The organism is Micromonospora sp. WMMD712 (assembly GCF_029581295.1).
GTDB classification, from domain to species: Bacteria; Actinomycetota; Actinomycetes; order Mycobacteriales; family Micromonosporaceae; genus Micromonospora; species Micromonospora carbonacea.
Genome location: NZ_CP120743.1, coordinates 1556144 through 1581645, shown reverse-complemented (window position 1 = coordinate 1581645; position 25502 = coordinate 1556144). Strand labels below are relative to the sequence as shown.

Genomic DNA, 25502 nt, shown 5'->3' with positions numbered 1-25502 from the left:
CTTCAGCTCCGGCTCGTGAGGGCGACGAGGAAACGTTCCAGGTCGGCGACGGTCACCAGGTCGCCCAGCTCGACCACGTCGATCTCCAGTCCGGGGTCGGCGACCAGGTCGGCGATGATCCGCAGCAACAGCAGGGAGTCGACGCCCAGGGCGGTCAGTTCCGTGTCGCCACCCGCACCCTCAGGAAACTCACCGGTACGCCTGCCAATGGTGACGCGCAGGCGCTCGGCGAGTACGACTTCGTTCCGTTCGACAATTTGCAGCGGATGCCCGGAAACTGTCACGGACGGCTACCACCTCTCGCTGTACGGGTCCGGTTCGAGTGCTCCCGTCATGGCTGAACAGCGCCCTTTCGGACGCTGGTCGGTTCATGGCCGAGACGACGCCGGAATCGGGTCAGGAATGGCGTCGACAGAACCGGACAGACATTTCCAGCACTGCCGGCGCACTCTGGCGGACATTTCTCCGCCGTCCACGATCCTGCCTGCGGGGTCTCCGACTGTCAGCACCGTCCGGTGTCAGGATCCTGCCATGGCAGCCCCCTGCCACCGTCTGTGGAATCCCCCATGAGCAGCGCTTCGCTCCCTGGCACCAGCCCGGATCCGCAATGCACCACAAGCCACAGGTGGAGGGCCGACGAAACGGCGATCGCGCGCCGGCACAACTGCATAACGACCGCTTCCGCCGCGGCGACGGTCGGTTGTAGGACAAAGAACGCCAGCTCCGCTCCTTCGGGATTCATCATGACGTACACGTGTTCGAGTCCGTCTCCGGGTAGGGCGACGAGCTGGATCAACCTATGCAGCTCGGCTCGGTCGACCAGGGTCCGGCTGCCTTGCAGGCTCGCGATGACAAGGTGCATACCCAGCAGAATGTCCGCTTTCAGTCAAGGTCGCCAGACATTGACGGTGGCAGAATTCCCGGCTTCGGATTTCTGCCCCTGCGACGGCCATCTCGTGAGATGTCAGGAACGGCGCACGGCCACTCTCCGCAAACATTCCTGGCAGGCCTATCCGGCATCGTCCCCGGTATAGGCTCAGTTCGATGTGGGTGCGGTGCGAAGGGGATCACGATGCTCGAAGTCCTGGGCCTGCACGTAGCTTCCGAAGCCGTCTACCGCGTGATGCTCGAGGAGCCCCGGTACGGCGTCGCAGAGATCGCCGCCCGACTGTCCTGGACAACTGAGCAGGTCCATGAGGCGCTCGACGAACTCGGCCGGTTGTCCCTACTGCGGGCCTCCCGCGACGAGCCCGGAGCCCAACGCGCGATCAGCCCCGAGGTCGGGCTGCCTGCGCTCCTGGCCCGGCAGGAGACCGAACTCGCCATACACCAGGAGAAGATCGCGGCCAGCCGCCGGGCAGTCGCCGCGATCGTGGCCGACTACGCCGAATTCCGACCGGCCCAGAGCTGGGCCGAGGTGGAGCGGTTGGCCAGCCTGGATTCGGTCCGTCACCGGCTGGAGGAGCTGGTCCACTCCTGCCGGACGGAGATCCTCTCCTTCGTTCCCGGCGGAGCACAGTGTGAGGAGACCTCGATGGCGGCCCGGCCGTTCGGCGTCACCTGGGCCAAGCGGGGCATCCAGGCCCGGGGCGTCTATCTCGACAGCGTGCGCAACCATCCACCGACCCTGCACCACCTGCGGCGGCTCCACGAACAGCGGGTGCAGATCCGCACCACCGCCGCACTCCCCCTGCGGATGACGATCTTCGACCGAGAGGTCGCCCTCGTCCCGATCGATCCGGAGCAGCACCAGCGGGGCGCCGCCCTGCACCACGGCAGGGGGACGGTCGCGGCGCTCTGCGCGCTGTTCGAGCAGACCTGGCGGGCCGCCCACCCGCTGGGTGCCGAGCGCGACCGGGACGAGTCGGGACTGACCAGCCAGGAACGCGAGGTGCTGCACCTGCTCGCCGAGGGTCACACCGACGACAGCGTGGCGCGTCGGCTCGGCATCTCCGTCCGGACCGGCCGCCGGATCACCGCCGACCTGCTGAAACGCCTCGGTGCCCGGAGTCGGTTCCAGGCCGGCGCGCTGGCCGCCGCCCGGGGGTGGATCGATGCCGCGTGACCTTTCGCCGTGGCGCCGGCCGGGGACGGGGATGTCGCACCCGTGGTCCATGATCTTCCTCGGTACGACGGCGTCGGCGCGGATCCGGCGTCCGCATCGTCATGGGTGACGTCGGTTTCCGGCAGGCGGGAGGTCGGCAGTGACAGACGCGGAGCAGGCCGCGTGGGGGCGGCGCAGCGCGGTCCCGGGTGGTGCCGCTCGCCCGGCCCCGCAAACTGGCCAAGGTGCCCTTCGTCGAGCTGGCTGACGGCCGGTTGCAGGGCGTGGTGTCGAGCGGCTCGGACATCGAGCGGGTCTACGTCTCCTCGGTGACCGCCGGCAGCCACACCTACCACTGCAGCACCAACAACAACCGGCCCTGTGTCGGCCTGCGCGGCACCCCCTGCAAACACCTCCAGGCCCTGGCCGACGAGGCCGTGCTCCAAGTACGGCGTCGACCGGATGGCCCGTTACCTGCGCATCGACGTCGGCGACGGGGTCACCGGCGGTGCCAAGATGCTGGGCCGGCTCGTCGGTCGTCCCGAGCCCGTGCCGGCCGGAGTGGTCTTCAGTCACTTCCTGCATCACCTGGCCAAGAGGCACGAACGGTCGCGCTTCCTGCCTTGATCTGACCCACCAGGACCTCGCAGGCTGCGATCTTCGCTCTTCCAAACTGGCGCTCTGAGGAGGTCAATCAAACAGCCTGCCGGTCAGGGCAGATTGGCCGGCTGCCAGAACGTGTCCCTGGGCCAGGGGCAGCCAGTACAGCTCGAAGCGGATCGGTTCGCTGTCGTCGCGCTCCACGGCGATCCACCGGTCCGGAACCTCGGTGCCCTCGACGGACAGATGGAAGAAGTGCCGCACGTGTACCGGATCGGCGTAGGGCCGCACGTCCCACTCCGTCACGCCGAAGTCCATTGGTCGCGGACGTGGTCACAGTGGTCGCTACGGTTGAGCCGTCGTTCTCGCGTCGTGACCACGGGGGTGCCCTCATGGCCGTCAGCAGCGACCATTGGTCGACCCGGCGGCGTCCGAATCTGCCGATGAGCGCGCGTCTGATCTTGTGCCCGTAAGCGACCGGGTGGCCTGTCGCGGATCCCGGTCGTGGCCGTCTACGCGTTGCTGGCCGTCGACCGCCGGTTGCCCTTCCAGATGGACCTGCCGGCGCAGATGAAGCCGACCAGGAGGGGATAGACCGCGCAGCGTTCGACCAGGCCGATCAGGCTGGCTGATGAGCCGGCGATGGCCATGAAGCCGACCAGCGAGAGAAGACCGAAGACCCCGAGGGCGACCATGACCCGGCCGGTGGTGGTAGCGATTCCGGTCTGTCGGTGCGCGCGCCCGAGAATGATGATCAGTACGTTGCCGCTGACGATGCTGGCCAGGGCGCCCACCGAGTGAAAGTCGATGGCACCGCTGTCGGGCGTCTCGCCGGTTCCGTGGAAGAAAGCCAGCAGCACTCCGCCGGCCGCGATCAGGAAGGCGAGGGTGCGCACTGCCCAACGGCGTGGGCCATGCAGGCCTGCGAGCATGGCGGTGCCGCCGAACAGGACGATCCCGAACAGGAAGAATCCGGTGTTCATGACCCACGCCAGCGGCGAGTACATGAGCTGCCCGAATCCCTGCGTGGGGCCGTGCACGCCGAGGTTGCTGATGTAGTTGTAGGTGTAGCTGTAGGGGGGATGCGTCCACGCGGCCGAGGCGATGAACTCCGCGACGAAGAAGACCAGTCCTCCTGCGATGAGCGCGATGCCGGCAGCGGAGCGTTGCCTCTGCTGAGCGTCCACCTGGGCGTGGTTCGCGTTCATGGTTCCTTCTCTCCCGGCATCCCGCCGCTCGTGTCGCTCCCGTCGATCAATTCCCGGTCCGACATCAATACTGTACCGACACCAGTTGTGGAGTCAATACATGTAGCGAACGGGTCCATTACTCTGTCGGCATGAGCGAGGGGCAGCGACCCGGCCGACGGGAGCGCAAGAAGGCAGCGACCCGGGCATCGATCGTGCAGGCCGCCCAAGAACTGTTCCTCGAACGAGGGTTCGACGCGGTGAGCGTCCGCGAGATCGCCGACCGGGCGGACGTGTCGCCGACCACCGTCTTCACGCACTTTCCGCACAAGGAGGCCCTCGCGTTCGGTGACGAGGAAGTGCGACACGACCGGCTCGTCGCGGCAGTAGCCGACCGACCGCCGGGCACGTCGATCTCCGCCGCGCTCAAGGCGCACTACCTTGCGGAGATCACCGCGCTCGGGTCCGAACTTGAGCGGCCAGTCCTCGCCTTGATGGAACAGACACCCGCCCTGGTCGAGTACGCCGAACGCATGTGGTTCCGCCACGAAGACGCCCTGATCGCGGCGATCACGCGGGAGTTCGGGCTTCCCGAGCCCAGCGACGAGATCCGCTTCTACGTCCGCTTCGCCCTCCAGATACAGCTCAGCGCAACCCGGGCCGCCAACCCGGAGTCCACCATCGACGCAGGTTTCCGGCTGCTCGACGAAGGCTGGCTGCGCTACCAGCGCCAGTTCCACTAGCGCCGACCGGGACGCCGACACCAACCCGACCACCGCCGTGGTGGCCCGCTTCGGTCCGCGCGACTGGCGGTAGCAGGGTGCCCATTACGTCATCCGGCACACCCTGCGCGACGTCGGGGCCGACAGCTACCTGCGGGTACGTGGCACCAGCACCGACGAGCCCGAGCCGCTGGCCGACGGGCTGGAGGGCCCGTGGGGCGATCTGTGGGGTTTACTCCCACCCGGTCCGGGTGCGCTGACCGACCGGCCCCGGCCCGCCGTTGGTGGGCCGGAACCGCCGGTACCGGGAAACCGGGTCCACGGTGGACGCGCAGGCTCGCCACCAAACGCCCGGATTAGGCAGGGTGTGGGGCAGTTGACGAATCGTGTACCGGCCGCCGGTTGTGAATCTTGACCACCCGAAAGCGCAGGTCATACGCTCCGGGCACCCTTGATTCATTTCCCGGGAAGGGAAACGGGACACCCATGCGAACTGCCCCACTCCGCTCCACACTGCATTCCCGTAAACGGCTGGCGAGCGCTACCGCAATCGTACTACTGGCCGGAATGACCCCTCTGGTGGTCGGCCCCTCGGCCGCCGCCGCGCCCCCGACAACCTGTAGTACCGATCCCACCGACCGGTTGGCCTCGGTGCCCAGCCCGGAGAGCTACCTCGGCTTCCCGCTCGGCACCGGCCAGGAGCGGGTGGTCACCAACGAGGAGGTGCGGGGCTACCTCGACGCCGTGGACACCGCCTCCAAGCGGGTGGTCACCGGCGTGATGGGCACCAGCGTGCTCGGCCAGCCGCTGCCGTACGCGATCGTGTCGAACGAGCGCAACGTGCGGCCGGCCGTGCTCAAGGGCATCGCCGAGGACGTCCGTTCGCTGCGCGACCCCCGGGTGGTCAACCAGCAGCGGGCCGGCGAGATCGCCGAGGCGGCGCCGGCGATCGTCTGGGTCACCGCCAACGTGCACGGCGGCGAGAAGAGCGGCACCGACGCCGCCCTCAAGACACTGTACGAGCTGGCCGCCGGGCTCTCCTGCGAGGTCCAGCAGCGCAACGACAACCTGGTCACCATCATCGTGCCGACGCAGAACCCGGACGGCCGCGACGCCAGCCGCCGGCAGAACGAGTACGGCTTCGACATGAACCGGGACTGGTTCGCCCGGACCCAGCAGGAGACCGACGGCAAGCTCGAACTGATGCGCAGGTATCCGCCGCAGGTCTTCATCGACGCGCACGAGATGGGCGGCCGGCAGTACTTCTTCCCGCCCAACGCCGACCCGATCCACCACGAGATCTCCGGCGAGGCGGTCGACTGGATCAACCGAATCGGTGAGGCCAACAAGGCCGGCTTCGGCTACAACGGCGCGTGCGGCGGCGCGGTGACCACCGAGTGCTACTTCAACTACTCCACCTACGACCTGTTCTTCATGGGGTACGGCGACACGGTGCCGGCCGCCGGCTTCGGGGCCGCCGGCATGACCTTCGAGAAGGGCAGCTCGTCGGCGGTGGCCGACCGGGTGCAGCAGCAGTTCCACACCCAGTGGTCGACGCTGGGTTGGGCGGCGACGCACAAGCAGGAGGTGCTCAACGGCTGGTTCAAGGTCTGGAAGGACGCGCTCGCCCAGGGCCGGGCCGGCACGTTGGAGCCCAACGAGGTGGTCCAGCCGACCAACACCGTCCAGTTCCCGGTGCCGGCGCAGACCATCCGGTCGTACTTCCTGCTGCCCGACCGGCAGCTCGCCGACGCCCGCCAGCTCGTCGAGCGGCTGCGCCGGATGGACGTCGAGGTCTACCAGGTGAAGAAGGCCGTCAAGCTGCCCACCGCGAAGCTCTTCGGCGGCCGGTCGGCGACCAACCTGACCGTGCCGGTCGGGTCGTACTGGATCCCGATGAACCAGCCGCAGAAGCACTGGATCCAGGCGATCATGGGGGAGGACCCGTACACGCCGTTCCCGTACTTCTACGACGTGTCGTCGTGGAGCAACCCGCTGCTGATGGGTGTGAACGCTGTCTACACCGGCGCGGACGTCAAGCCCAACGCGGAGCTGATCGACAAGATCCAGAACACCGGCGGCGGCAAGATCCTGGCCGCGCCGCCGTTGAAGGGCTCCTACACCTACGAGCTGGACTCCGCCGCCGCGGCCGAGTTCACCTTCACCCTGCTGGGCAGGGACGTGCAGCTGGTCCGGGACCTCGACAACGGCCAGGTGGGGCTGCCCGCCGGCGCGTTGACGCCGGAGCTGAACACCACGGCCAAGAAGCTGGGCGTCACGCTCACCCCGTACACCACGGCGGCCGTCGGCACCCCGATCAGCCGGCCGGACGTCGGCCTGTTCCAGGGCACCGGCATCTCCACCACCTCCGGCTCGCACGGCGAGGCCCGGTACGTGCTGGGCAAGCGGTGGGGCCTGGACCTCACCCCGGTCACCACCGCCGACATCAACGACAACACCCCCGCCTTCACCGGCCGGACGGTGCTGCTGGTGCCGGACGGCAGCAACGCGACAGGTGGGCTGACCGCGACCGGGCAGGCCAACCTGCGCAACTGGATCGCCCAGGGCCACACCTACCTGGGCCTGCGCAACGAGGGCACCCGGATGGCCCGCGCCGCCGGTCTCACCTCGACCACCGAGAAGCCGAAGCCGACCGGCTACACGGTGATCGGCTCGCACCTGCGGGTCGACGTGGACGCCGACAGCCCGGTCGGGCTGGGCCGGCCGGCGGAGGACTTCGAGTTCAACAACAACGACCCGATCCTCACCCCGAGCAGCACCGGCCGCAACGTGCTGCGCTACCCGAGCGGGGACACCTTCTGGGCCAACGGTTACACGGTGGAGGGCGACGCGCTCAAGGGCACGGTCGCGGTGGTGGACGAGCCGACCGGCGCCGGTCGGGCGGTGCTGTTCGCGTTCAACCCGCTGTTCCGGGCGTACAACGAGAGTGGCCTGCACCTGGTGGCCAACGCGCTGCTGTACCCGAGCAGCGGCACGGCGGCCCGGACCGCCTCGCCGGTCCGGGTCGACCCGGACCGCGCCGCCGCGGCGGCCACCCCGGTCGCCGAGAACCTCGGCGGCGAGTGGCGGCCGTTCACCATCCAGGTGGCGGCCGGCGACCTGGCCCGCACCGAGGCGGTCGTCGACCGGTACACCGACACCGCGCGGGTCTCGGTGGCGGACGGCTCGGCGTACCTGGTGATCCCGAACCCGGAGGGTCTCCAGATCGACGAGCACCCGTTCCTGGGTGACCTGGTGCGGACCCTGCGGGCCGAACAGATTCCGCTGCGCTCCGTGGTGGGCTGACACCGGCGGGTGGGGGCGGCACCTGCGGGTGCCGCCCCCACCCACCCACCACGCGGAGCCGGGCGGGCCGCGTCGGCCGGGAACGGTGCATGCCCCGCTATTTGCTGTTTTCCGGCCGACATCACCTGCTGACCCGGTTCCAGGCCGACGTCTGCACCGGCTCGCCACCGCCGGTCACCACGACGCGCCGGACGGCGACCGCGCCACCCCCGACGGCGGGCCGACCGCCACCTCCGGCGACCTTCTTCGGCCTGCTCCAGAACAACGTCCTCGACTGCCGAACCTGGACCACCCGCCAGCAACCCAGGACCGCGATCGTGACCTGGATCGAACGGACCTACCACCACCACCGACGACGCCAACGATCCCTGTCCCGGTTGACCCCCATCGAGTACGAGACCATCATGACCCCACCGGCCAGTCAGGCCGCGTGACTGAAACTGTCACCTATCGGTGCAGCAGACCCCTTCGTGGAAGCCGTCTACCGGAATCTCGCGCCCGAGGGCACGGTGCTCGCCGACCGGGCGCCGTATGCGCTGCACCAGGCGCTTCGTCGATGGCGCCACGAGCGGCCGTCCGACGTCGGTGCGTGGGCGCCCTACCTGCACTACGGCCGGTAGGGTCGCGGCTCGCGTTTTCCCTTGGTGCCGTTGGCGATCACCTTCGGTTCGTGACGGCTGGGCCAAGCGGGTGTCCGTTGCTAGGCGTCGATGTCGAGTCCGCGCTCGTCGCGTCGCAGGGCCGAGTTTCTTGCTGCTGCCACCGCCGCGTTCACCGAGTCGGCATCGATCGACCCTTCGTAGCGCATGTTGTCGATGAAGTACGTCGGCGCCTGGTGCAGGTGCATGGCTTCCGCGTCGACGAGGTCTTCGTCGACTCGCTGGGCCCTGGCCGCGTCGCCCCAGTCGCGTTCGAACCGCCGCAGGTTCAACCCGGCGCTTGCGGCCGCTCGGCGGATCTGTCGTTCGTTCTCGATCGGTGCCTCGCGGATGAGTTCGTCGCGCATCTCCCAGAATCGTCCCTGGAGGGCCGCGGCCTCGTTGGCGATGGCGGCGGAACGACCGAGCGGCTGCTCGAGCGGAAGATGGCGGAACGCGTACGCGACTTCGCTGCCGAAGCGGCCCTCCATTTCACGACGCATCTCTCCCGCGGCGGGCGAGTACGGCGTGGCGTAGTTGCCGTACTCGACAACTGTCACCACGGCGCTGCTCAGGTCGCCCAGCACGGGATCGCGAGCGGGGTCGAGCGCCCGCACGAGGCGGCTGCGGTGCGGCGATCGTCGCCGCTCGCGTGCGCTCATGACGGCGAAGGCGACGGTGCCGAGGGTAGCGGCGAGCACGGTGGCAGCGATCACGCCGATCTGTCCGCGACTGACATCGACAGGATCGTCGAACGCCAGCTCCGTGACGAAGAGCGAGATGGTGAAGCCCATCCCGGCGAGCATGCTCACGCCGATGACGTGGGGCATGCGTACCGCCGGTCCGAGCGCGTCGGGCCGGATCCGGGTGACGATCCAGGTCGACACCGAGATAGCGATGATCTTGCCGACGACCAGCCCGACGATGATGCCCCACGTGAGCCGCGAGGTGAATGCATCGACCAGCGACTCCCGGGTGACTCGCACGCCGGCGTTGGCGAGAGCGAAGATCGGCAGAATGAGCCAGGTGACATACGGCGTCAGCGCGCGGTGGGCGCGTTCGTTGATGGAGACCGCTCGCGCGAGCGAGTTGTTGGCCGTGCGGGCGTAGCTGGCGGTCGGCGACATGTGGAAGGCACGGACGTGATCCTGAGCCCTGCGCAGGTCGTCGGATCGCGTGGGGAAGATCGGCAGCAACAACGCGATCGCGACGCCCGCCAGGGTGGCGTGCACGCCCGAGAGGAAGAAGCCCGCCCAGACGACGATCGAGGGCAGGAGGTACAGCCCTCCGCGCCACACTCCGACGAAGCGCATCATCGCGATCATCGTGAGACCGCCCACCGCGATGAGCAGCGGCAACGGGCTGAAGTGGTCGGTGTAGGCGAACGCGATGACCCCGAGCGCACCGACGTCGTCGGCGACGGCGAGCGTGACGAGGAAGATCCGCAGCTGGGGCGGCATCACTCGTCCGATGAGGGCGAGTATGCCCAGCACGAAGGCCGTGTCCGTGGAGACCACGATCCCCCAACCGCCAACCGTGTCGGTGCCCGAGGTGACGCCGACGTAGATCAGCGCCGGGATGACGAGGCCGGCGACTGCGGCGATGACCGGGACGCTCGCCTTCCGCCAGTCACGCAACTCACCCAGCTCGAGTTCGCGGCGGACCTCGAGCGTGACGTGGGCGAAGAACACGGCCATGACCGCGTCGTTGACCCAGTGTCGCAGGTCGAGTTCGAACCTGGAGCCCCCGAGCTCCAGGCCGAGAGGGAGATGCCAGAAGGACCCGTAGCTGTCTCCCGGAAGGTTCGCCCAGATCAGCGCGACGACGGTGCCGGCGATCAGGACGACGGCACCGCGCAGGGCCTCTGGGCTGCGCAGCAGGCGGCGGATGGGACCGCGGCGAGCCGCGCCGGGGGAGTCGATCGCAGCGGCACTACCAGCCACGTTCGTCACGCCGTCTCAGTGGGTAGGAGGAGGACCTCGGCGAGGTTCACGCTCCTCGGCAGCGCCGCCGCGAGCGTGACCACCGCGGCGATCGCGTCCGGCTTCACTGCGGAGGCGGCCCGTTCGTGCTGCTGGTCATGTTCGGGCGCTGACGCGTCGCGATGCTCGTCGGACTGGCCGACCGCGAAAGCCGGCTCGACGATGTGGACACGCGTGCCCTGCGGCCCGTACTCGTGGCGGAGCGCGCGTGCGAGTTGCTTGATGGCCGCAGACAGGGCGTTGAACACCGCGAAACGAGGGGCGCGAACGTCGGTGCTGACGGCGCCGATCAGCACGATGTCGGCGGGTGCCCCACGGTCGGCGCTTTCGAGGAGCGGCTCGGCGAAAGTCTGGGACGCGTGCAGCAGCCCGCGGAGGTTCACGTCGATCATCTCGGCCCAGTCTGCCGGGACGCCTTCGCCGAAGGCGGAGCCGGTGATCACACCCGAGGACACGACCAGAAGGTCGACGTGGCCGAACCGCGTGATCGCGGCCGCTCGGGCGTCGTCGACCTCGATCTGGGAGGTGACGTCCGCGATGGTGGACAGCACCCGGTCGCTCCCGCCGAGTTCGCGGTGGAGGGCGTCGAGGCGATCGGCGTCTCGGCCGACCATGACGATGCTGGCGCCTGCCTGGACCAGGTCGTGGCAGATCGCGCGGCCGATCCATCCGGTCGCGCCGAATACGACTGCCACTCGACCGTTGAGGACGCCCGTGGTCGCGCCGTGCTCGCTCATCGTTCGCGTCCCGCAGCCGCGAAGCGCAGAAGCCGGTCCCAGTAGAGGGCGGTGAGCTGCTTCCGGTTCGAGGGATCGGTGGCGTCCGCGCTCGGCGACACGACGTGGTCGTCTTCGAGGTAGGAGCCGGACCGAACGTCGGCGACTGCGGCATGGAGGACGCGGGCTGCGCCCCGCGCGGGGGGACCGCCGATCCGACCCGTCATCGCGGCGCTGAGCGGAGTGTCGTTGAGCCCGGGGCAGAGGGCGACGACACTGACCGGCATCGACCGGAGTTCTTCCGCGAGCAGAGACGACCAGGTCACCATCGCCAGCTTCGCTCGGGCGTACGCGGCCACCGGCGAGTAGCCGTGCTCCAGGTCGATGTCGTCGAAGTGGAACCGCTCGAGGCGGTGCGCGGACGACCCCACGTTCACGATTCGTGCGCCGTCGGCCAACGAAGGAACGAGCAGCCGGGTCAGCAGCGCTGGCGCGAGTGCGTTGACCTGCAGCGTCCGCTCGAATCCATCCATGGTGACGACCCGTTGCGCCGCGCCCGGGACCCCGGCATTGTTGATCAACAGATCGATCGTCGAGACGAGCGACCTGATCGAGCGGGCAGCCTCGACGACGTCGGAGAGGTGGGTGAAGTCGGCACCGACGTAGTGGACCTCGGCGGGGCCGGCCCCACGGATCTGCGTGAGAACCCGCCGTGCCCCTTCTTCCGGCTCGGGCCCGAGCACGATGAGCGTCTCGGAGATCGCCGCCAGCCGGCGGGCGGTCGCTTCGCCGATGCCGCTCGTGGCGCCGGTGAGCACCACCGTGCCGAACCGCTGCCCGGCAGTCTTCACAGCGCGTAGCCCCCGGCGACCAGGATGTCCTGCCCGGTGATCCACGCGGACTCGTCGGAGGCGAGGAACGCGATGACCTTGCCGATGTCCTCCGGCTCGCCCACCCGGCCGAACGCGGTCTTGGCGGCGAGGCCGTCGATGATCTGCGGGTGCTTCTCGAACGCGTCGTCGGCGATGCGGGTGCGAGTCGGCCCCGGGGCGATCGAGTTGACGCGGATGCCCCGAGGGCTCAGCTCCTTCGCGAGGAACCGGGTGGCGACCACCAGGCCGCCCTTCATCGCCGCGTATCCCGAGTAGCCGGCCTCGGTGTCACCGGGCCGTGCGGAGCTGCTCGAGGTGTTGATGATCGAGCCGCCGTCGTGGATCAGCGGCAGGAGCGTCTGGGTGAGGAAGTACGGCCCGCGTAGGAGCACCCGGTAGTACTGGTCGAACGCCTCCTCGCTCATGTCCTCGAACCCACGGCCGCCTCCGAAGCCGGCGTTGTTGACAAGCGCGTGGATCTTGTCGGTGCCCCACTCCTCGCCGAGGACACGACAGAGCTCGCTCTTGAACGCGGGGAAGGTGTCGCTCTGCCCGACGTCCAGAGGCAGCGAGACTCCGTGGCCGCCGTTGTCTCGAATCATCGCGACGGTTTCCTCCGCGCCGTCGGGGCGGGAGTTGTAGGTGGCGATCACCCCCATCCCGCGCGCGGCGATCTCGACCGCGGCGCTGCGCCCGATGCCGGCGCTCGCGCCGGTCACCACGGTTACTGCCTGGCTGGGTGTCTGGGTGTTCACCCCTCCAGACAACCTCGACGGCCTCACGGTGTGTTAGAGCAATCCCCGCGACTTCTTGCCTGATCCTCGCTTCGTCGCCAGGATCCAGGCCGATCAGGCGGTGCTCCCCATGCGGCGCGAGCAGCGGAGTCAGCCGGTAGAGGTCCAGGGACCGGCGCATCTTCGAGCTGAGGGCGGGGTCGGTGCTGGCCTTCCCCGTCTTGGGCACCGCCGGCAGCGGACATCCGGGCAGCGCGACCCGGCTGACCGCAGGATTGCCGGAGACCTCCCGTCAGCCGACCGGTCGTCTCCATGCGGTCGTCACGGTGTGCACCCCGGAACAGCGACCTGCACTGCGAGCATGCGGGCCTCGCGTGCCGACCTGCGAGCCTTCTCGTGGAAGTCGGGTGCCGCGCAGGCGAACAAGGTCGTCCCTGCGGCACCGCCGAGGGCGCACGCGTAGACCGGCGAGCCGGGCCTGATCTCGTCGGTGATCGTTCCGCCCTCGACCACCCGTACCAGCCGGCTGCCGACCGCATCGGCGATCCACAGCCCGCCCGTCGCGTCGAGGCAGGCACCGTCGCCGGCGACCCGTAGCTCGGTCAGCACCTGATCGACCCGGTGGCCGATCGGAAGGGGCCCGAACGTCGCCCACGGTCGCCGGCCGCTGAGGTCCCCGTCGTCGGAGATGTCGAAGGCGGTGACCCGGTTGCCGAACGTCTCCACCACGAGCAGCACGTTGTCGGGGGTGATGACGCTGCCGTTGGGAAACCACAGGTCGTCGGCCACCTGCGTGACGTGGCCGTCGGGATCCACGCGGTGCAGCCCGGCTGGTCGTATCGGATCACCGGCCATGAGATCGAAGCCGAAGTTGCCGACGAACGCGCGGCCGTGGCTGTCCACGACCATGTCGTTGGCGTGCCCGGTGGCGTGCCCGGCCAGATCGGCATGTACGACCAGCGTTCCGTCCGGCTCCCTGCGGAGCACCTTGCGGTCGCGCATCGATACGATCAGCATGCGCCCGTCGGGGAGCCAGCCCAGTCCGGAGGGTTGCCCTGGCACGTCGGCCTCGGCCCGCAGGTCAGCGCCGTCCTCCCGCATGGACCAGACCTGCGGGCCGTAGAAGTCGGCGAACCAGAGCCGCTGGTCGCGCCAACGTGGTGCCTCCAGGAAGTGGAAACCCTCGGCCACCGTGGTCGCTTTCGTGGTCATGATCGCCCTCCTGGGCCCTCGCGTGGCAGGTCAACCGGGCGACCAGCCTGCCACAGGAGCAGAGTAGCCATGGAATGCGTGAACAGCGCATGGCCTTCGCCTGCGCGGCGCTGCACGCGGCAGTCGCCAGCCCGACGGTCGCGCCGGCTTCCCCGCCGCGTACGTCTCGATCGACGGCGTGCCTCGACCCGGCGTCAGCGGCTGGAGTGTTCGACCGTCCCGGACGGCGCACCGAACCGCCCCGCTTTGATCTGAACAGGCGAGTGACCAAGACCGGCCGGATCGCAGCCGCACCAGCGGCCCGGGGCGCCCATCAGCACCCGGTCCGAGTCGGGCTGGATCCTCCTGATCGAAGTCAGATGACCGATGTGCCGTCGGCGGGAGCCGCCGAGAGTTGATCGCAGATCCACGAACCAGGAGGTGTCACCGTGACCGTTGGACACGGTTCGTCAGGCCACGATGACCGCCCAGCCGGGCAGGCGGTCGCCGGTGCGAGCGTCGCCGGTGGGTTGCCGTGGGCGCCTTTCAGCGCCGGTCGGCGGCGTGAGCTGCTTGGCGTGGTCGAGGAAGTGCTCACGCCGGGCATGTTCGTCGCTTTCGCCTTCACCGCCAGCCGCTGGATGCCATCGATCGTCCGGCTGAGGCTCCGCTGGAACCGATTCTGGACGACGGCGCGAAGACCCCTGCGGCGAGAGAGCCGCTTACGGGCTGCGGCGGCCTGCAAGCGGATCCGGCCCGGATCGGGCGCACCATAGGGCTGACCTCACCACCCGCCGCGAGGCGGAGCGGGACTCCGGATGGGGCCCGACGAGGCATCGAAGCGGCGACGTCTGTTGCTCCCCGGCCAGGTATGTGACGGTCGGGGCCTTCTGCCCGCGTGGTGCAGCTGGTGTTGGCGATGCCGAGACTCCGGCTTTCGAGCGGTCATCCGGTGAAGAGATCCACCCGGCGTCCGTCATTCCGGGTGTGGTGGCCGTGGTCCGCACCCGGTCCACCCACATGAGACTGTTCGGGCTGAAGGATGGTGCAGATGTCGATGCGGGTGATCGGGGTCGGGTTCGGCAGGACCGGCACCGAGTCGTTGAAGGCCGCTCTCGAGACGTTGGGCTTCGGCCCCTGCTATCACATGCTCGAGATCGCCGGCCAACCCGAACGGGCGAAGGCCTGGGTCGACCTCGGTGACCCCGTCCGGCCCGCCTGGGACGCCATCTTCGCGGGATACCAGGCAACCGTGGACTGGCCCGGCGCCGCCTATTGGCGGGATCTTGTCGACGCCTATCCGGAAGCCAAGATCATATTGACCGTACGTGATCCGGAGAGATGGTATGACAGTGCGACGAAGACTGTCTTCGCTGCCTGGCGTTTCCTTCGCTCACCGTTCGCCTCGGTCCTCCTCGGCGCCATGGCCCTGCGCAATCCGGCCTACCGCTACTTTCCGGCGGAGCTGAATCGTGTGATCGCAGACCGTGTCTTCGGTGGAAGCCGGTTCGACCGGGACCACGCGCTGACGACCTTCGAATCACACATCAGCGAGGTCCGGCGGACCGTTCCCAGCGAGCGTCTTCTCGTGTTCGATGTCGCGGAGGGATGGCACCCGCTGTGCTCGTTCCTGGAGGTGGGCGTCCCAGCCGCGGATTTTCCTCGGAAGAACGACAAGAACTCCTTCTCGCGGCGTCGCCTGACAGATACGTTCCGTGCCATAGGAACTGCGTTGTCCGGCCTGGCCATCGCCGCACATCGAGTTCGTTCGCGTCGCGCGGCACCCGGGACGCGGAGGAACTGATGGCCCGTGCGGCCCCGACCGGCCCTGGCGGGGGCCCCGGAACCTGAACACTCACCGCCGGACTTTCCGCGCGAGGCCCTGTTGCGGACACGCGTCATCGAAGCTCGTCCGGCTCGGCCCGCAGGCGTTCGCCGTGCTCCGGGTGCTCGTCGAGGCGCGGGGGATGCCGCGCAGTGGGGGTGGGGGTTCCCGCACGGTGCGCTCGCGGGGACACGCTCTCACGTCCCCTTCGCTGTCACCCGGGCGGCGTGCCGCGGGGTCGGACTCAGCTCGGCAGCGCGTCGCCGCCCGCCGGTTGCGGGGCCGTCGCCATGGTCGTCGGCCAGCGCAGGTCGACCCCCCGCCGGGCCAGTTCGGACTGGAAGTCCTCCAGCAGTTTCGCGCTGGCCCGGACCCCGTGCGGCGGGGTCCGGCGGTCCAGGCAGTAGGCGGCCAGCGCGCCGGCGGCCTCCCCGATCGACCACTCGGCCGGGTGCACCCGGTAGCAGCCGTTGGTGATGTGGGTGGTGCCGACGGCCTTGCCGGCGGCGATCACGTTGGTGACCCGCTCGGGCAGCAACGCCCCCAGCGGGATCTCGAACGGGTGCGCCGCCACGTCGAGGTACCCGTCGCCGCCGGTCGTCGGGTGCAGGTCGATCCGGTAGTGACCGGTGCCCACCGTGTCGGGATAGTGGACCGCACCGGCGGCCCCACGCACCGCGACCGACAGGTCCTGCTCGGTCGGCGTGGTCACCGCCACCAGCCGGCGGGCCTCCCTGATGTACGGCGCCTGCGCGAAGCCGTCGGCGGTGCCGGTCACGTCGGGGCGCAACCGCAGGCCGGGGAAACCGGTGCCGCCGTCCGGGCGGGGCGCCTCGGTCTGCAGCCAGTACAGGAACGCCTGACTGGCCTCCCTGGCCCGCCGGACGTGCCGCTCGGCGTCCGGCACGTCGAACAGCGGCCCGTCCAGGTAGTCGTTCATCGGCCAGTTGACGAGCGTCACGTCGCTGGGGAACAGGCCGGGCCGGAACGCCCGCCGGTCGAGGATCCGCCGGTACGTCCACAGCTCCGGCGCGATCAGGCCCTCCTCCATCGAGGTCGCCGTCGAGCGGGGGTTGGGGGTGAACCGGCCGGTGACCGGCCGGCCGGTCCGCGGATCGGGGTAGGTCCAGCTGAACAGCGGGCCCGGCCAGCCGGGTGCGGTGCGGGTCCGCCAGTGGTCGTAGTCGGCCGGCCGGTCCACCGTGTGGTCGCCGTCGACGTGGTCGAGGGCGAAGCAGACGGTGGCCGCCTGCATGTTCAGCGGCGCGGGCCGGTCCGGGGCGCTCGGTTCACCGGTCTGCGCCTGTGACTCGGTGCCGGTGCGGTGTTCGATGCCGGCGAGGGCCAGCAGCTCGCCGGTCTCGCTCGCCTCCAGGACGAGGCTGGCGGCGAGGTGGCGCAGCGTGCCGTCGGCGAGTCGGACGGTCAGGGCGGTCACCGTGTCCCCGTCGGTGTGGGCCCGTTCGACCTGCGCCCGCGTGTGCACGGTCAGCCGGCCCGCCGCGCGCCAGGGGGCGATCATGGCCTGGAGCACGGCCAGCGCCACCCGGGGCTCGTGACACAGCGGGCTGACCCAGCCGTTGCCCGGGTTGAGCGGCCGGGCGGCCCCGTCGGGCGCGAGCGGATACCAGGTGCGGTAGTGGTCGCGTACCGCCTGCCGGAACCGCCGGTAGCCGGCCGTCGAGCCGTGCGTCTCGATCCAGGGGTGTTCGTCCGGCGGCACCGCCTGCGAGGTGAGCTGCCCCCCGATCCACCCGTACGGCTCGACGACGACCACCCGGGCGCCGCCCTCGCAGGCGGCCAGCGCGGCGGCGATCCCGCCCACGCCCCCGCCGACCACCAGGACGTCGGTGTGCCGCTCCGCCGTGGTGGTACGCATCAGTCTGCCTCGCCTCGTCGTGCGGTCAGGGAGAAGTGGTAGCGGTCGCCCCGGTAGAGCGACACCGCGCGTTCGACGGCCCGGCCGCGCCCGTCGTAGCCGATCCGGCGGACCTCCAGCAGCGCCGCCGAGGGCGGGATCTCCAGCAGGTCGCACTGCCGGCGGGTGGGCACGACGGCGGCGATCATCTGCTGGGCCACGGTGACCTGGACGTGGTAGCGGTCCTTCATGATCCCGTAGAGCCCGGTGTCGAGGTTCTCGACCAGCAGCCCGGGGAACAGGTCGGCAGGCAGGTGCACCTCTTCGAGGCACATCGGCGCGCCGTCGGCGAGCCGGAGCCGTTCCACCCGGTAGAGCAGTGACCCCTCGGGCAGGCCGAGTTCCGAGGCGGCCGCGTCGCGGGCGACCAGCGCGTCCGCGACGATCAGTTTGCTGCTCGGCAGCAGGCCCCGGGCCAGCATGTCCTCGGTGAACCCGCTGAGGCTGGTGCCCTTGGCGATCCGGGTGTCGGAGACGAAGGTGCCCTGGCCCCGGATGGTGTAGATCAGGCCGGCGTCGAGCAGTTCGCGCAGCGCCTGCCGCAGTGTCGTCCGGCTCACGCCGAGTTCCTCGGCGAGGTCCCGCTCGCGGGGCAGGGCCGAGTGCGCCGGCAGTCCCGCGACGCGGTGCCGGAGTTCGGTGCGGATCTGGCTCAGTTTGGTGGTCATCACGAGTCCAACCGGGGATGCGGGCAGGCCTGCGCGAACCTGCGCGTGGTGTTGACCGGGTCCGAGATGGCGGTGCCGACGACGACTGCCCATGCGCCCTCGTCGAACGCCGCCGCGACCTGGGTACGGGTACGGTATCGCCCCTCGGCGATGACCGGAACCGGACAATGCCGACTGAGCTTCCCCACCAGGGCGATGTCCGGTCCGTCGGGGACGGCGCCGGCGGTGTAGCCGGACAGCGTGGTGCCGACCAGGTCGGCGCCGGCGTCGACGGCGGCCATCGCCGCGTCCAGGCTGTCGACGTCGGCCATGAACAACGCCCCGGCGGCATGGGCCGCCGCGACGAGGCCGGACAGCTTCTCCCCGCCGGCCCTGGGGCGGCCGGTGGCGTCGGCCGCGACGATCTGCGCCCCGGCGTCGGTCAGCGCGGTCACGTCGGCCTCGGACGGGGTGATGTAGACCGGGCTGCCGGGGGTGTGCCGCTTGACCAGCCCGACCACCGGCACCCCGAGGCCGACCATGCCCCGCACGTGGTCCACGCCCTGCCCGCGCAGGCCGGCGGCGCCGCCGAGCACGGCCGCGGCCGCCATCGCCATCATGTGTCCGGTGTCCCGGAACGGGCTGCGGCCCTGGGCCTGGCAGGACACGATCAGGCGTCCACGGATGGCATCGGCCACGTTCATCGGTGTTCTGCCTTCGCGTCGAAGTCGATCTGGACGGTGAGTCCGGGAAAGGGGCCGGGGCCGGGTGGCCCGTCGGCCAGGGCCAGCGCACCGGCGAGGGGATCCCCGGCGGCCGGAACCGGCTGCGCCGCGGGCGCTGCGGCCCGCAGCGCCGCGGTGAACGACGACCACACCAGGTCCGTGGCCCGGAAGACCCCGCCGGTGCCGGCGACCGGGACCGGGGTCGCGTCGAGGCCGACCCGGAACAGCGCCCCGACCACCGATTCGGCGAGCAGTTCGCCGGCCCGACGCCAGATCCGTCCGGCGTCGTCGTCACCGGCGCGGGCCAGGTCGGCGACCGTGGTGGCGAAGCCCGCGATCCGTTCCGGGGTCGGTGGATCGGCCCGCCAGCGGGCGGGCAGCGTCTCGACCGGCCCCCAGACGGCGGTCACCGCGTCGGCCAGCCGGCCGGGCGCGGCCCGGTCCCGGTCGCGCAGGGCGAGCCGGATCGCGGTCCGGCCGATCCAGTGCCCCGAGCCCCGGTCGCCGAGGTCGGCGCCCCAGCCGTCGGAGCGGGCGGTCCGGCCGGCGGCGTCGGCGGCGAGGACCACCGCGCCGGTGCCGGCGGCGACGACCGCGCCGGGGACCGGGCCGAGCGCACCGAGGTACGCGGTCACACTGTCGTCGGCGATCCGCAGCCGCCCGGGTCGACCGAGGGCGCGCAGCCGGGCCCGCAGGGCGTCGGTCGCCGGTGGCCGGCCGTTGAGCCCGGTCATGCCGACGCCGACCAGCACCGTGGTGTCCGGGCCGAGCGGGCCCAGGCCGGCCAGCGCGCCGGCCACCGCGTCGGCGATCCGGGCGTCGGCGTCACCGGTCCAGAAGCCGGGGGTCTCGGCGTGCCCGGTCGAGCGGCCGTGCCGGGCCACCGCACGACAGCCGCCCTGGCCCAGGTCGACCCCGACGCGGACGGGTTCGGCGCCGCTCACCGGCTCACCGCCGTGGTCGACGGCGAAGCGTCGGCGAGGCTGGACTCGGCGTAGTGGCAGGCGACCTCGCGCCCGGCGACCGTCCGCAGCTCCGGTTCGGCCTCGGCGCAGCGCGGCTGGGCGAGTCGGCACCGGGTCCGGAAGCGACAGCCGGACGGTGGCGAGGCCGGGGACGGCACCTCGCCGGTGAGCAGGATGCGTTCGGCCGGCGGCGTCGCCCAGGGGCGGGGCACGGGGGCCGCCGAGATCAGCGCCCGGGTGTACGGGTGGGCCGGGGTGTCGTACACCGTCGCCGCCGGTCCGGTCTCCACGATCCGGCCCAGGTACATCACCGCGAGGTCGTCGCTGATGTGCCGGACCACCGACAGGTCGTGCGCGATGAACAGGTAGCCCAGCCCCAGGTCGGCCCGGAGGTCGGCGAGGAGGTTGAGGGTCTGCGCCTGGACGGACACGTCCAGCGCGCTGACCGGCTCGTCGCAGACCAGGATCCGGGGCGACATGGCCAGGGCGCGGGCGATGCCGACCCGCTGGCGTTGGCCGCCGGACAACTGGTGCGGATACCGGTCGGCGAGCTCGGCGGCGAGGCCGACCCGGGCCAGCAGGTCGGCGGTGCGGGCCGGCCACTGGTCGCGGGGGACGGAACCGCGGTGCACCCGCCACCCTTCGGTGACGATGAAGGACACCTTCTTGCGCGGGTTCAACGACGAGTACGGGTCCTGGTAGACCATCTGGATCTCGGCGGTCAGCCGGCGTCGTCGGGCCGCGTCGGCGTTGTCGACCCGCTCGCCGGCGTACCAGATCTCGCCGCCGGTCGGCCGGCGCAGGCCGACGATGGTCCGGGCCAGGGTGGACTTGCCGCAGCCGGACTCGCCGACCAGGCCCAGGGTGCGGCCGGTGGTGACGGTGAGGCTGAGCCGTTCCACGGCGTGCACGGCCGCCGCCCGGCGCAGCGGGCCACCGTGGGTCGGGTAGCTGACCCGGAGCTGTCGGACCTCAAGCCGCGTCTGCGACGTCGACACCGGCCATCACCTCCTCGGCGTAGTGGCAGGCCGCCTCGTGGCCGGCGGCGACGGTGCGCAGGGTCGGCCGGTCGGTGCGGCAGGCGCTGCGGGCGACGGGGCACCGGGGGTGGAACGGGCAGCCGGCCGGCGTCGCCAGCGGCGACGGCGGCATCCCCTCGATCGGCGTCAGCCGTTCGCCGGGGCGGTCGGGGGCGGGTACGGAGGCCATCAACCCCCGGGTGTACGGGTGGGCCGGCGCGTCGTACACGGTGCGCAGCGGCCCCGACTCGACGACCGTGCCGGCGTACATGACGGCGACCCGGTCGGCCACGTCGGCGACCACCCCGAGGTCGTGGGTGATGAGGATCATCGACATCCCGTCGGCCTCGCGCAGTTCGCGCAGCAGGTCCATGATCTGCGCCTGCACCGTCACGTCCAGCGCGGTGGTCGGCTCGTCGGCGATGAGCAGCCGGGGGCGCAGGGCGAGGGCCATCGCGATCACCACCCGCTGGCGCATCCCGCCGGAGAACTGGTGGGGGTAGTCGTGGGCCCGGCGGGCGGCGTTGGGGATGCCGACCCGTTCCAGGCCGGCGACCGCCCGCCGCCAGGCCTCCCGGCGTGAGGTGCGCTGCCGGACCCGGAACAGTTCGGCGATCTGCTGGCCGACCCGGACGACCGGGTTGAGCGCGGTCAACGAGTCCTGGAAGACCATCGCCATCTCGGTGGCGGACAACTCGCGGGTGCGCCGCACCGGCAGCGCGGAGATCTCCTCGCCGTCGTACCGGATGGTGCCGCGTTCGATCGTCGCGCTGTGCCGGGGCAGCAGCGCCATGACCGCGCGGACGGTGACCGACTTGCCGGACCCGGACTCCCCGAGGATCGCCAGTGTCTCGCCCCTGCCGACGGAGAACGAGACGCCGTTGAGCGCCCGGTAGGCGCCGAGCGGGCCGTCGAACGACACGACGAGATCGTCGACCGTCAACAGGGGGTCGGGGGTGTGCGGTGGTGCGACCATCGGGTCCTCCGGGTCCGGTTCTCGGGTCAGCGCAGCGATACGCCGGCGAAGTCGGGCAGGTCGTTGGGGGTCGGGGTGAACCCCTCGACGGTGCCGCGCAGCACGACGTTGCCGTTGAGGTCGAGCGGGAAGATGCCCACCGCCTCGTCCCAGACGATCTTGCCGGCCTGGGCGTACAGGGTGGCCCGCTTGTCCTGGTCGAGTTCGGCGCGGGCGGCGAGCAGGATGCGGTCCAGCTCCGGGTCGGCGTAGCCGTTGCGCTTGGCGGTCGACAGGTAGAGCCGGGCCAGGGTGAAGTCGGCGTCGCCGGTGATCGTGCTGCCGGTCGTCATCGTGCTGTCCCAGTCGAGCTTGAGCAGCTTGTCCAGCCAGGTGGCCCGCTCCAGCTCCTGGGGCTTGACCACGATGCCGACCTTGGCCCAGTCGCTGATCATCGCGTCGGCGAAGGAGTTGCCGTTGGTGCAGCAGCCGCTGCTCCACATCATCGTGGTGGTGAACCCGTCCGGGTAGCCGGCCTCGGTGAGCAGCTGCCGGGCGCGGGCCGGGTCGTAGGCGTACGGGTTCTGCCCGGCGGCGCCGAACACGGCCTCCGGCAGCGGGCCGGTGGCCGGGGTCCCGGCCTGGTCGAACAGCGACTTGCTGATCTTGGCGAAGTCGACCGCGTGCCACATGGCCTGCCGGACCCGCGCGTCGGTGAACGGCTTGCGGGAGCTGTTGAACCAGATGTAGTAGTTGGCGTACGTCGGGAACGACTTGACGGTCAGGTCCTTGTTGTCCCGCAGCCCGGTGAGCTGGTCCGGCGGCAGGCCCCAGGTCACGTCGATCTCGTTGTTCGCCAGCGCGGTCACCCGGCCGGACACCTCGGGGATGTAGCGGTAGGAGATGCCGGACAGCTTCGGCCGGTCGCCGCGGTACTTGTCGTTGCGGACCAGGTTCACGCTCTGGCCGGCGGTGAACGACGAGACCTTGAACGGGCCGGTGCCGTACGGGGCGTCGAAGAACGCGCTGTCGCCGATCTTGGCGGCGGGGGCGATCCAGAGCAGGGTGAGGTTGCTCAGCACGGTGCCGAGCTGGCTCTTGGTGTGGATGGTCAGGGTGCGCTCGTCGGGGGTGCGGATGTCGTCGACGGTGGCCCACAGCCCGGCCAGCGGCCCCTTGCCGTCGATCAGCGCCTGGAGCGACGCCTTGGCGTCGGCGCTGGTCATCGGCGTCCCGTCGGCGAAGGTGACGCCGCTGCGCAGCACGAACTGCCAGGTCAACGGGTCGGGGTTGGTCCAGCTCTCGGCGAGCTTGGGGGCGATCCTGCCGTCGTCGCGGACCACCAGGGTCTCGAAGACCTCCTGGACGACGGTGAGGGTGGGTTGGTCCGCCGAGTTCGCGGCGAACGGGTTCAACGAGACCACCGGGGTCGGGTTGGCTACCCGGAGGGTGGTGCCGCCGCCGTCACCGGCGGGGTCGTCGGAGCCGAAGGAGCACGCGGTCAGCCCGAGCACGGCGGCGAGAGCCAGCGCGCCGAGCCGGGTGGTCGAAGATCTCATGTCTGCCCATTTCGCTGACGGGTTACCGGGTGGAGAGGTTCGGGTCGGAGCGGTCCCGTAGTTCGTCGCCGAGCACGCCGACGCAGACCACGAAGACGGCCAGGACCAGGCCTGGCAGGGTGGCGATCCACCAGGCGCTGGCCAGGTAGTCGCGTCCGTTGGCGATGGTGGTGCCCCAGCTCGGCGTGCCGGCCGGGATGCCCAGCGACAGGAAGCTCAGCGACGCCTCGGCGACGATGACGAATCCGAGCTGGACGGTGGCGATGACCAGCAACGGGCTGGCCACCGCGGGGAGCACGCAGTGCCGCACGACGTGCCACGGGCCGGCGCCGAGGGTGCGGGCCGCGTTGGCGAAGTCCCGGGAGCGGGTCGCCAGGGTCTGCGCCCGGGCCACCCGGGCGAAGATCGGCCAGGTGGTGATGGACAGGGTGAGCACGACGTTGGTGACGCTGGAACCCAGCACGCCGGCGACGAAGACGGCGAGCAGGATCGACGGGAAGGCCAGTTGGATGTCGGCCAGTCGCATGAGGGTCGCGTCCACCGCCCCGCCGAGGTAGCCGCAGAGGATGCCGAGCGCGGCGCCCACGGTGCCGGCCAGCAGCAGGGTCGCCGCGCCGACCAGCAACGAGATCCGGGCGCCCTGCATGATCTGGGGCAGCAGGTCCCGGCCGACCTGGTCGGTGCCGAGCAGGGCCAGGCCGCCGTCGGACATCCGGCTGCCCGGGGGGAGCAGCCGGTCGGCGACGGAGGTCGCGATCGGGTCGTACCGGGCGACCAGCGGCCCGATCACCCCCGCCACCAGGTAGGCGGCGATCACCCCGAGGGGGAGCCACAGGCGCAGCCGGCGACGCCGGCGGCGGGGCGCGGCGGCCGGCGGGGTCGACGCCCCGTCGGGCGGGCCGCCGTCGGTGGGCACGACCGGTGTGCCGAGCACGGCCGAGCCGGGTACGCCGTCGGACACGGTGGTCACCTCTCAGACGCTCTCGCGGACCCGGGGGTCCAGCCGGACGTACAGCAGGTCGACGAGCAGGTTGATGACGATGAAGATCACCGCGACGGTGATCACGCAGGCCTGCACGACCGAGTAGTCGCGGGCGGCGATGGCGTCGGTCATCAGCCGGCCCACCCCCGGCCAGGCGAACACGGTCTCGACGATCACCGCGCCGCCGAGCAGGCTGCCGAACTCCAGGCCGGCCACGGTGACGACGGGGATCAGCATGTTGCGCATCGCGTGCCAGCCGACGACCCGGGTCTCGGACAGGCCCTTGGCGCGGGCGGTGACCACGTAGTCCTCGTGCAGCACGTCGAGCAGCCCGGAGCGCACCAGCCGGAGCACCACGCTCAGCAGCGGCAGGGCCAGCGTCACCGCCGGCATGACCATCGCGGCCGGGGACCCCGCGCCGGAACTGGGCAGCAGGTGCAGGAACCGGGAGAAGACCAGGATCAGCATGATGCCGACCCAGAACGTCGGAAGGGACTGGGTGAGCATCGACAGCACCGAGACCACGCGGTCCACCACGCCGTTGGGTCGGGTCGCCGCCAGGGTGCCCAGGGCGAACCCGAGGACCAGGGCGATGGCGAAGGCGGTCAGCGCCAGGGCGGCCGTCGCCGACAGGTGGGTGAGCACCAGGTTCGTCGCGGCGTCGTGGAGCCGGAACGACTCACCGAAGTCGAGGGTGACGGCGCGCCTGAGGAACTGGACGTACTGGACGGGTAGTGAGGCGTCGAGCCCGTACTCCCGGCGCAGCGCCTCGACGGCCGACTGGTCGGCGTCCGGGCCGAGCACCGCGGTCGCCGGGTCGCCGGAGACCGCCCGCATCGCGAAGAAGACCACCGTCGCCGCGCCGAACAGGACGAGTACCGAGATCGCGAGGCGACGCAGCGCGTACCGCAGCAT

23 protein-coding genes and 2 pseudogenes are annotated in these 25502 nt (G+C 70.7%); 7 read left to right on the top strand and 18 right to left on the bottom strand.

The genetic code is table 11. The annotated features are described in order from the left end of the window. Positions 1–2 precede the first annotated feature (2 nt). Both O7633_RS06460 and O7633_RS06455 read right to left on the bottom strand, forming a co-directional pair. Positions 3–284: an acyl carrier protein gene (locus tag O7633_RS06460; protein ID WP_278136068.1), complete on the bottom strand. Its 282-nt coding sequence runs from the start codon at positions 282–284 to the stop codon at positions 3–5. A gap of 218 nt (positions 285–502) precedes the next feature. After that, entirely contained in the window at positions 503–862 is a 360-nt protein-coding gene (locus O7633_RS06455; protein ID WP_278136067.1) for a hypothetical protein, read from the bottom strand. A gap of 210 nt (positions 863–1072) precedes the next feature. On the opposite strand from O7633_RS06455, the gene O7633_RS06450 reads away from it, so the two are divergent. Then, a complete protein-coding gene (locus O7633_RS06450; protein WP_278136066.1) occupies positions 1073–2065 on the top strand; it encodes a helix-turn-helix transcriptional regulator in 993 nt (330 codons plus the stop codon). A gap of 139 nt (positions 2066–2204) precedes the next feature. Beyond that, a pseudogene (locus tag O7633_RS06445) lies at positions 2205–2638 on the top strand (hypothetical protein); the annotation flags it as partial. Positions 2639–2734: 96 nt separating this feature from the next. Here O7633_RS06445 and O7633_RS06440 read toward each other — a convergent pair. Together O7633_RS06440 and O7633_RS06435 are read right to left on the bottom strand one after the other, a co-directional pair. Continuing rightward, positions 2735–2950, bottom strand: coding sequence for a hypothetical protein (locus O7633_RS06440; RefSeq protein WP_278136065.1), 216 nt, complete (start codon positions 2948–2950; stop codon positions 2735–2737). A gap of 206 nt (positions 2951–3156) precedes the next feature. Further along, positions 3157–3852 carry a DUF998 domain-containing protein gene (locus O7633_RS06435; RefSeq protein WP_278136064.1) on the bottom strand — a complete coding sequence of 232 codons (696 nt, stop codon included), beginning with the start codon at positions 3850–3852 and terminating at the stop codon, positions 3157–3159. A 131-nt stretch (positions 3853–3983) separates the two neighbouring features. Between O7633_RS06435 and O7633_RS06430 the strand changes: the two genes are divergently transcribed. The 4 genes and pseudogenes from O7633_RS06430 to O7633_RS06415 all read left to right on the top strand — a co-directional run bounded on the left by O7633_RS06430 (position 3984) and on the right by O7633_RS06415 (position 8479). Then, positions 3984–4574: a TetR/AcrR family transcriptional regulator gene (locus tag O7633_RS06430; RefSeq protein ID WP_278136063.1), complete on the top strand. Its 591-nt coding sequence runs from the start codon at positions 3984–3986 to the stop codon at positions 4572–4574. A 546-nt stretch (positions 4575–5120) separates the two neighbouring features. Continuing rightward, on the top strand, positions 5121–7859 hold the full coding sequence (locus tag O7633_RS06425) for a M14 family zinc carboxypeptidase (RefSeq protein WP_278136062.1): 2739 nt from the start codon (positions 5121–5123) through the stop codon (positions 7857–7859). Between the two features lie 239 nt (positions 7860–8098). Continuing rightward, a pseudogene (locus O7633_RS06420) lies at positions 8099–8293 on the top strand (IS3 family transposase); the annotation flags it as partial. 36 nt (positions 8294–8329) lie between these two features. After that, positions 8330–8479, top strand: a complete 150-nt coding sequence (locus O7633_RS06415; protein ID WP_278136061.1) for a hypothetical protein — start codon at positions 8330–8332, stop codon at positions 8477–8479. A gap of 80 nt (positions 8480–8559) precedes the next feature. Here the strand turns inward: O7633_RS06415 and nhaA are convergent, their stop codons facing one another. The 5 genes from nhaA to O7633_RS06390 all read right to left on the bottom strand — a co-directional run bounded on the left by nhaA (position 8560) and on the right by O7633_RS06390 (position 14013). After that, the gene (gene nhaA, locus O7633_RS06410; RefSeq protein WP_282326773.1) at positions 8560–10449 is read right to left on the bottom strand and encodes a Na+/H+ antiporter NhaA; all 1890 of its coding nucleotides are present in this window, start codon (positions 10447–10449) and stop codon (positions 8560–8562) included. After that, positions 10446–11216: an SDR family NAD(P)-dependent oxidoreductase gene (locus O7633_RS06405; RefSeq protein ID WP_282326772.1), complete on the bottom strand. Its 771-nt coding sequence runs from the start codon at positions 11214–11216 to the stop codon at positions 10446–10448. The genes nhaA and O7633_RS06405 overlap by 4 nt, the downstream gene beginning before the upstream one ends. Then, positions 11213–12046, bottom strand: coding sequence for an SDR family NAD(P)-dependent oxidoreductase (locus tag O7633_RS06400; protein WP_278136058.1), 834 nt, complete (start codon positions 12044–12046; stop codon positions 11213–11215). The genes O7633_RS06405 and O7633_RS06400 overlap by 4 nt, the downstream gene beginning before the upstream one ends. Continuing rightward, a complete protein-coding gene (locus O7633_RS06395; protein ID WP_282326771.1) occupies positions 12043–12822 on the bottom strand; it encodes an SDR family oxidoreductase in 780 nt (259 codons plus the stop codon). The genes O7633_RS06400 and O7633_RS06395 overlap by 4 nt, the downstream gene beginning before the upstream one ends. Before the next feature lie 300 nt (positions 12823–13122). Beyond that, positions 13123–14013 (bottom strand): SMP-30/gluconolactonase/LRE family protein, encoded by an 891-nt coding sequence (locus O7633_RS06390; protein ID WP_278136056.1) that lies wholly within the window; start codon positions 14011–14013, stop codon positions 13123–13125. A 1030-nt stretch (positions 14014–15043) separates the two neighbouring features. Between O7633_RS06390 and O7633_RS06385 the strand changes: the two genes are divergently transcribed. Then, positions 15044–15796, top strand: coding sequence for a sulfotransferase family protein (locus O7633_RS06385; RefSeq protein WP_278136055.1), 753 nt, complete (start codon positions 15044–15046; stop codon positions 15794–15796). A 265-nt stretch (positions 15797–16061) separates the two neighbouring features. Here the strand turns inward: O7633_RS06385 and O7633_RS06380 are convergent, their stop codons facing one another. Genes O7633_RS06380 through O7633_RS06340 form a run of 9 tightly spaced genes read right to left on the bottom strand, consistent with a single transcriptional unit; the run spans position 16062 to position 25502 of the window. Then, a complete protein-coding gene (locus O7633_RS06380) occupies positions 16062–17696 on the bottom strand; it encodes an FAD-dependent oxidoreductase (RefSeq protein WP_282326768.1) in 1635 nt (544 codons plus the stop codon). Beyond that, positions 17696–18403 carry a GntR family transcriptional regulator gene (locus O7633_RS06375; protein ID WP_278136053.1) on the bottom strand — a complete coding sequence of 236 codons (708 nt, stop codon included), beginning with the start codon at positions 18401–18403 and terminating at the stop codon, positions 17696–17698. Before O7633_RS06375 ends, O7633_RS06380 begins: the two co-directional genes overlap by 1 nt. Further along, entirely contained in the window at positions 18403–19086 is a 684-nt protein-coding gene (locus tag O7633_RS06370) for a putative N-acetylmannosamine-6-phosphate 2-epimerase (protein ID WP_278136052.1), read from the bottom strand. Before O7633_RS06370 ends, O7633_RS06375 begins: the two co-directional genes overlap by 1 nt. Then, positions 19083–20051, bottom strand: a complete 969-nt coding sequence (locus tag O7633_RS06365) for a BadF/BadG/BcrA/BcrD ATPase family protein (protein WP_278136051.1) — start codon at positions 20049–20051, stop codon at positions 19083–19085. The genes O7633_RS06370 and O7633_RS06365 overlap by 4 nt, the downstream gene beginning before the upstream one ends. After that, the gene (locus O7633_RS06360) at positions 20048–21070 is read right to left on the bottom strand and encodes an oligopeptide/dipeptide ABC transporter ATP-binding protein (RefSeq protein WP_278136050.1); all 1023 of its coding nucleotides are present in this window, start codon (positions 21068–21070) and stop codon (positions 20048–20050) included. The genes O7633_RS06365 and O7633_RS06360 overlap by 4 nt, the downstream gene beginning before the upstream one ends. Then, a complete protein-coding gene (locus O7633_RS06355; RefSeq protein WP_278136049.1) occupies positions 21045–22067 on the bottom strand; it encodes an ABC transporter ATP-binding protein in 1023 nt (340 codons plus the stop codon). The genes O7633_RS06360 and O7633_RS06355 overlap by 26 nt, the downstream gene beginning before the upstream one ends. 26 nt (positions 22068–22093) lie before the next feature. After that, complete coding sequence (locus tag O7633_RS06350) at positions 22094–23605, bottom strand: ABC transporter substrate-binding protein (RefSeq protein WP_278136048.1); 1512 nt, start codon at positions 23603–23605, stop codon at positions 22094–22096. Between the two features lie 22 nt (positions 23606–23627). After that, a complete protein-coding gene (locus O7633_RS06345; RefSeq protein ID WP_282326764.1) occupies positions 23628–24575 on the bottom strand; it encodes an ABC transporter permease in 948 nt (315 codons plus the stop codon). 3 nt (positions 24576–24578) lie between these two features. Next, the gene (locus tag O7633_RS06340; protein WP_074473024.1) at positions 24579–25502 is read right to left on the bottom strand and encodes an ABC transporter permease; all 924 of its coding nucleotides are present in this window, start codon (positions 25500–25502) and stop codon (positions 24579–24581) included.

Excerpts from the sequence above, each read along its gene's own strand:
- O7633_RS06455 (WP_278136067.1), bottom strand. The coding sequence starts at position 862 with ATGCACCTTGTCATCGCGAGCCTGCAAGGCAGCCGGACCCTGGTCGAC.
- O7633_RS06375 (WP_278136053.1), bottom strand. The coding sequence starts at position 18,403 with ATGACCACCAAACTGAGCCAGATCCGCACCGAACTCCGGCACCGCGTC.
- O7633_RS06385 (WP_278136055.1), top strand. The coding sequence starts at position 15,044 with ATGTCGATGCGGGTGATCGGGGTCGGGTTCGGCAGGACCGGCACCGAG.
- O7633_RS06390 (WP_278136056.1), bottom strand. The coding sequence starts at position 14,013 with ATGACCACGAAAGCGACCACGGTGGCCGAGGGTTTCCACTTCCTGGAG.
- O7633_RS06405 (WP_282326772.1), bottom strand. The coding sequence starts at position 11,216 with ATGAGCGAGCACGGCGCGACCACGGGCGTCCTCAACGGTCGAGTGGCA.
- O7633_RS06380 (WP_282326768.1), bottom strand. The coding sequence starts at position 17,696 with ATGCGTACCACCACGGCGGAGCGGCACACCGACGTCCTGGTGGTCGGC.
- O7633_RS06425 (WP_278136062.1), top strand. The coding sequence starts at position 5,121 with ATGACCCCTCTGGTGGTCGGCCCCTCGGCCGCCGCCGCGCCCCCGACA.
- O7633_RS06340 (WP_074473024.1), bottom strand. The coding sequence starts at position 25,502 with ATGCTGCGGTACGCGCTGCGTCGCCTCGCGATCTCGGTACTCGTCCTG.
- O7633_RS06350 (WP_278136048.1), bottom strand. The coding sequence starts at position 23,605 with ATGAGATCTTCGACCACCCGGCTCGGCGCGCTGGCTCTCGCCGCCGTG.
- O7633_RS06370 (WP_278136052.1), bottom strand. The coding sequence starts at position 19,086 with ATGAACGTGGCCGATGCCATCCGTGGACGCCTGATCGTGTCCTGCCAG.
- O7633_RS06430 (WP_278136063.1), top strand. The coding sequence starts at position 3,984 with ATGAGCGAGGGGCAGCGACCCGGCCGACGGGAGCGCAAGAAGGCAGCG.
- O7633_RS06450 (WP_278136066.1), top strand. The coding sequence starts at position 1,073 with ATGCTCGAAGTCCTGGGCCTGCACGTAGCTTCCGAAGCCGTCTACCGC.
- O7633_RS06355 (WP_278136049.1), bottom strand. The coding sequence starts at position 22,067 with ATGGTCGCACCACCGCACACCCCCGACCCCCTGTTGACGGTCGACGAT.
- O7633_RS06435 (WP_278136064.1), bottom strand. The coding sequence starts at position 3,852 with ATGAACGCGAACCACGCCCAGGTGGACGCTCAGCAGAGGCAACGCTCC.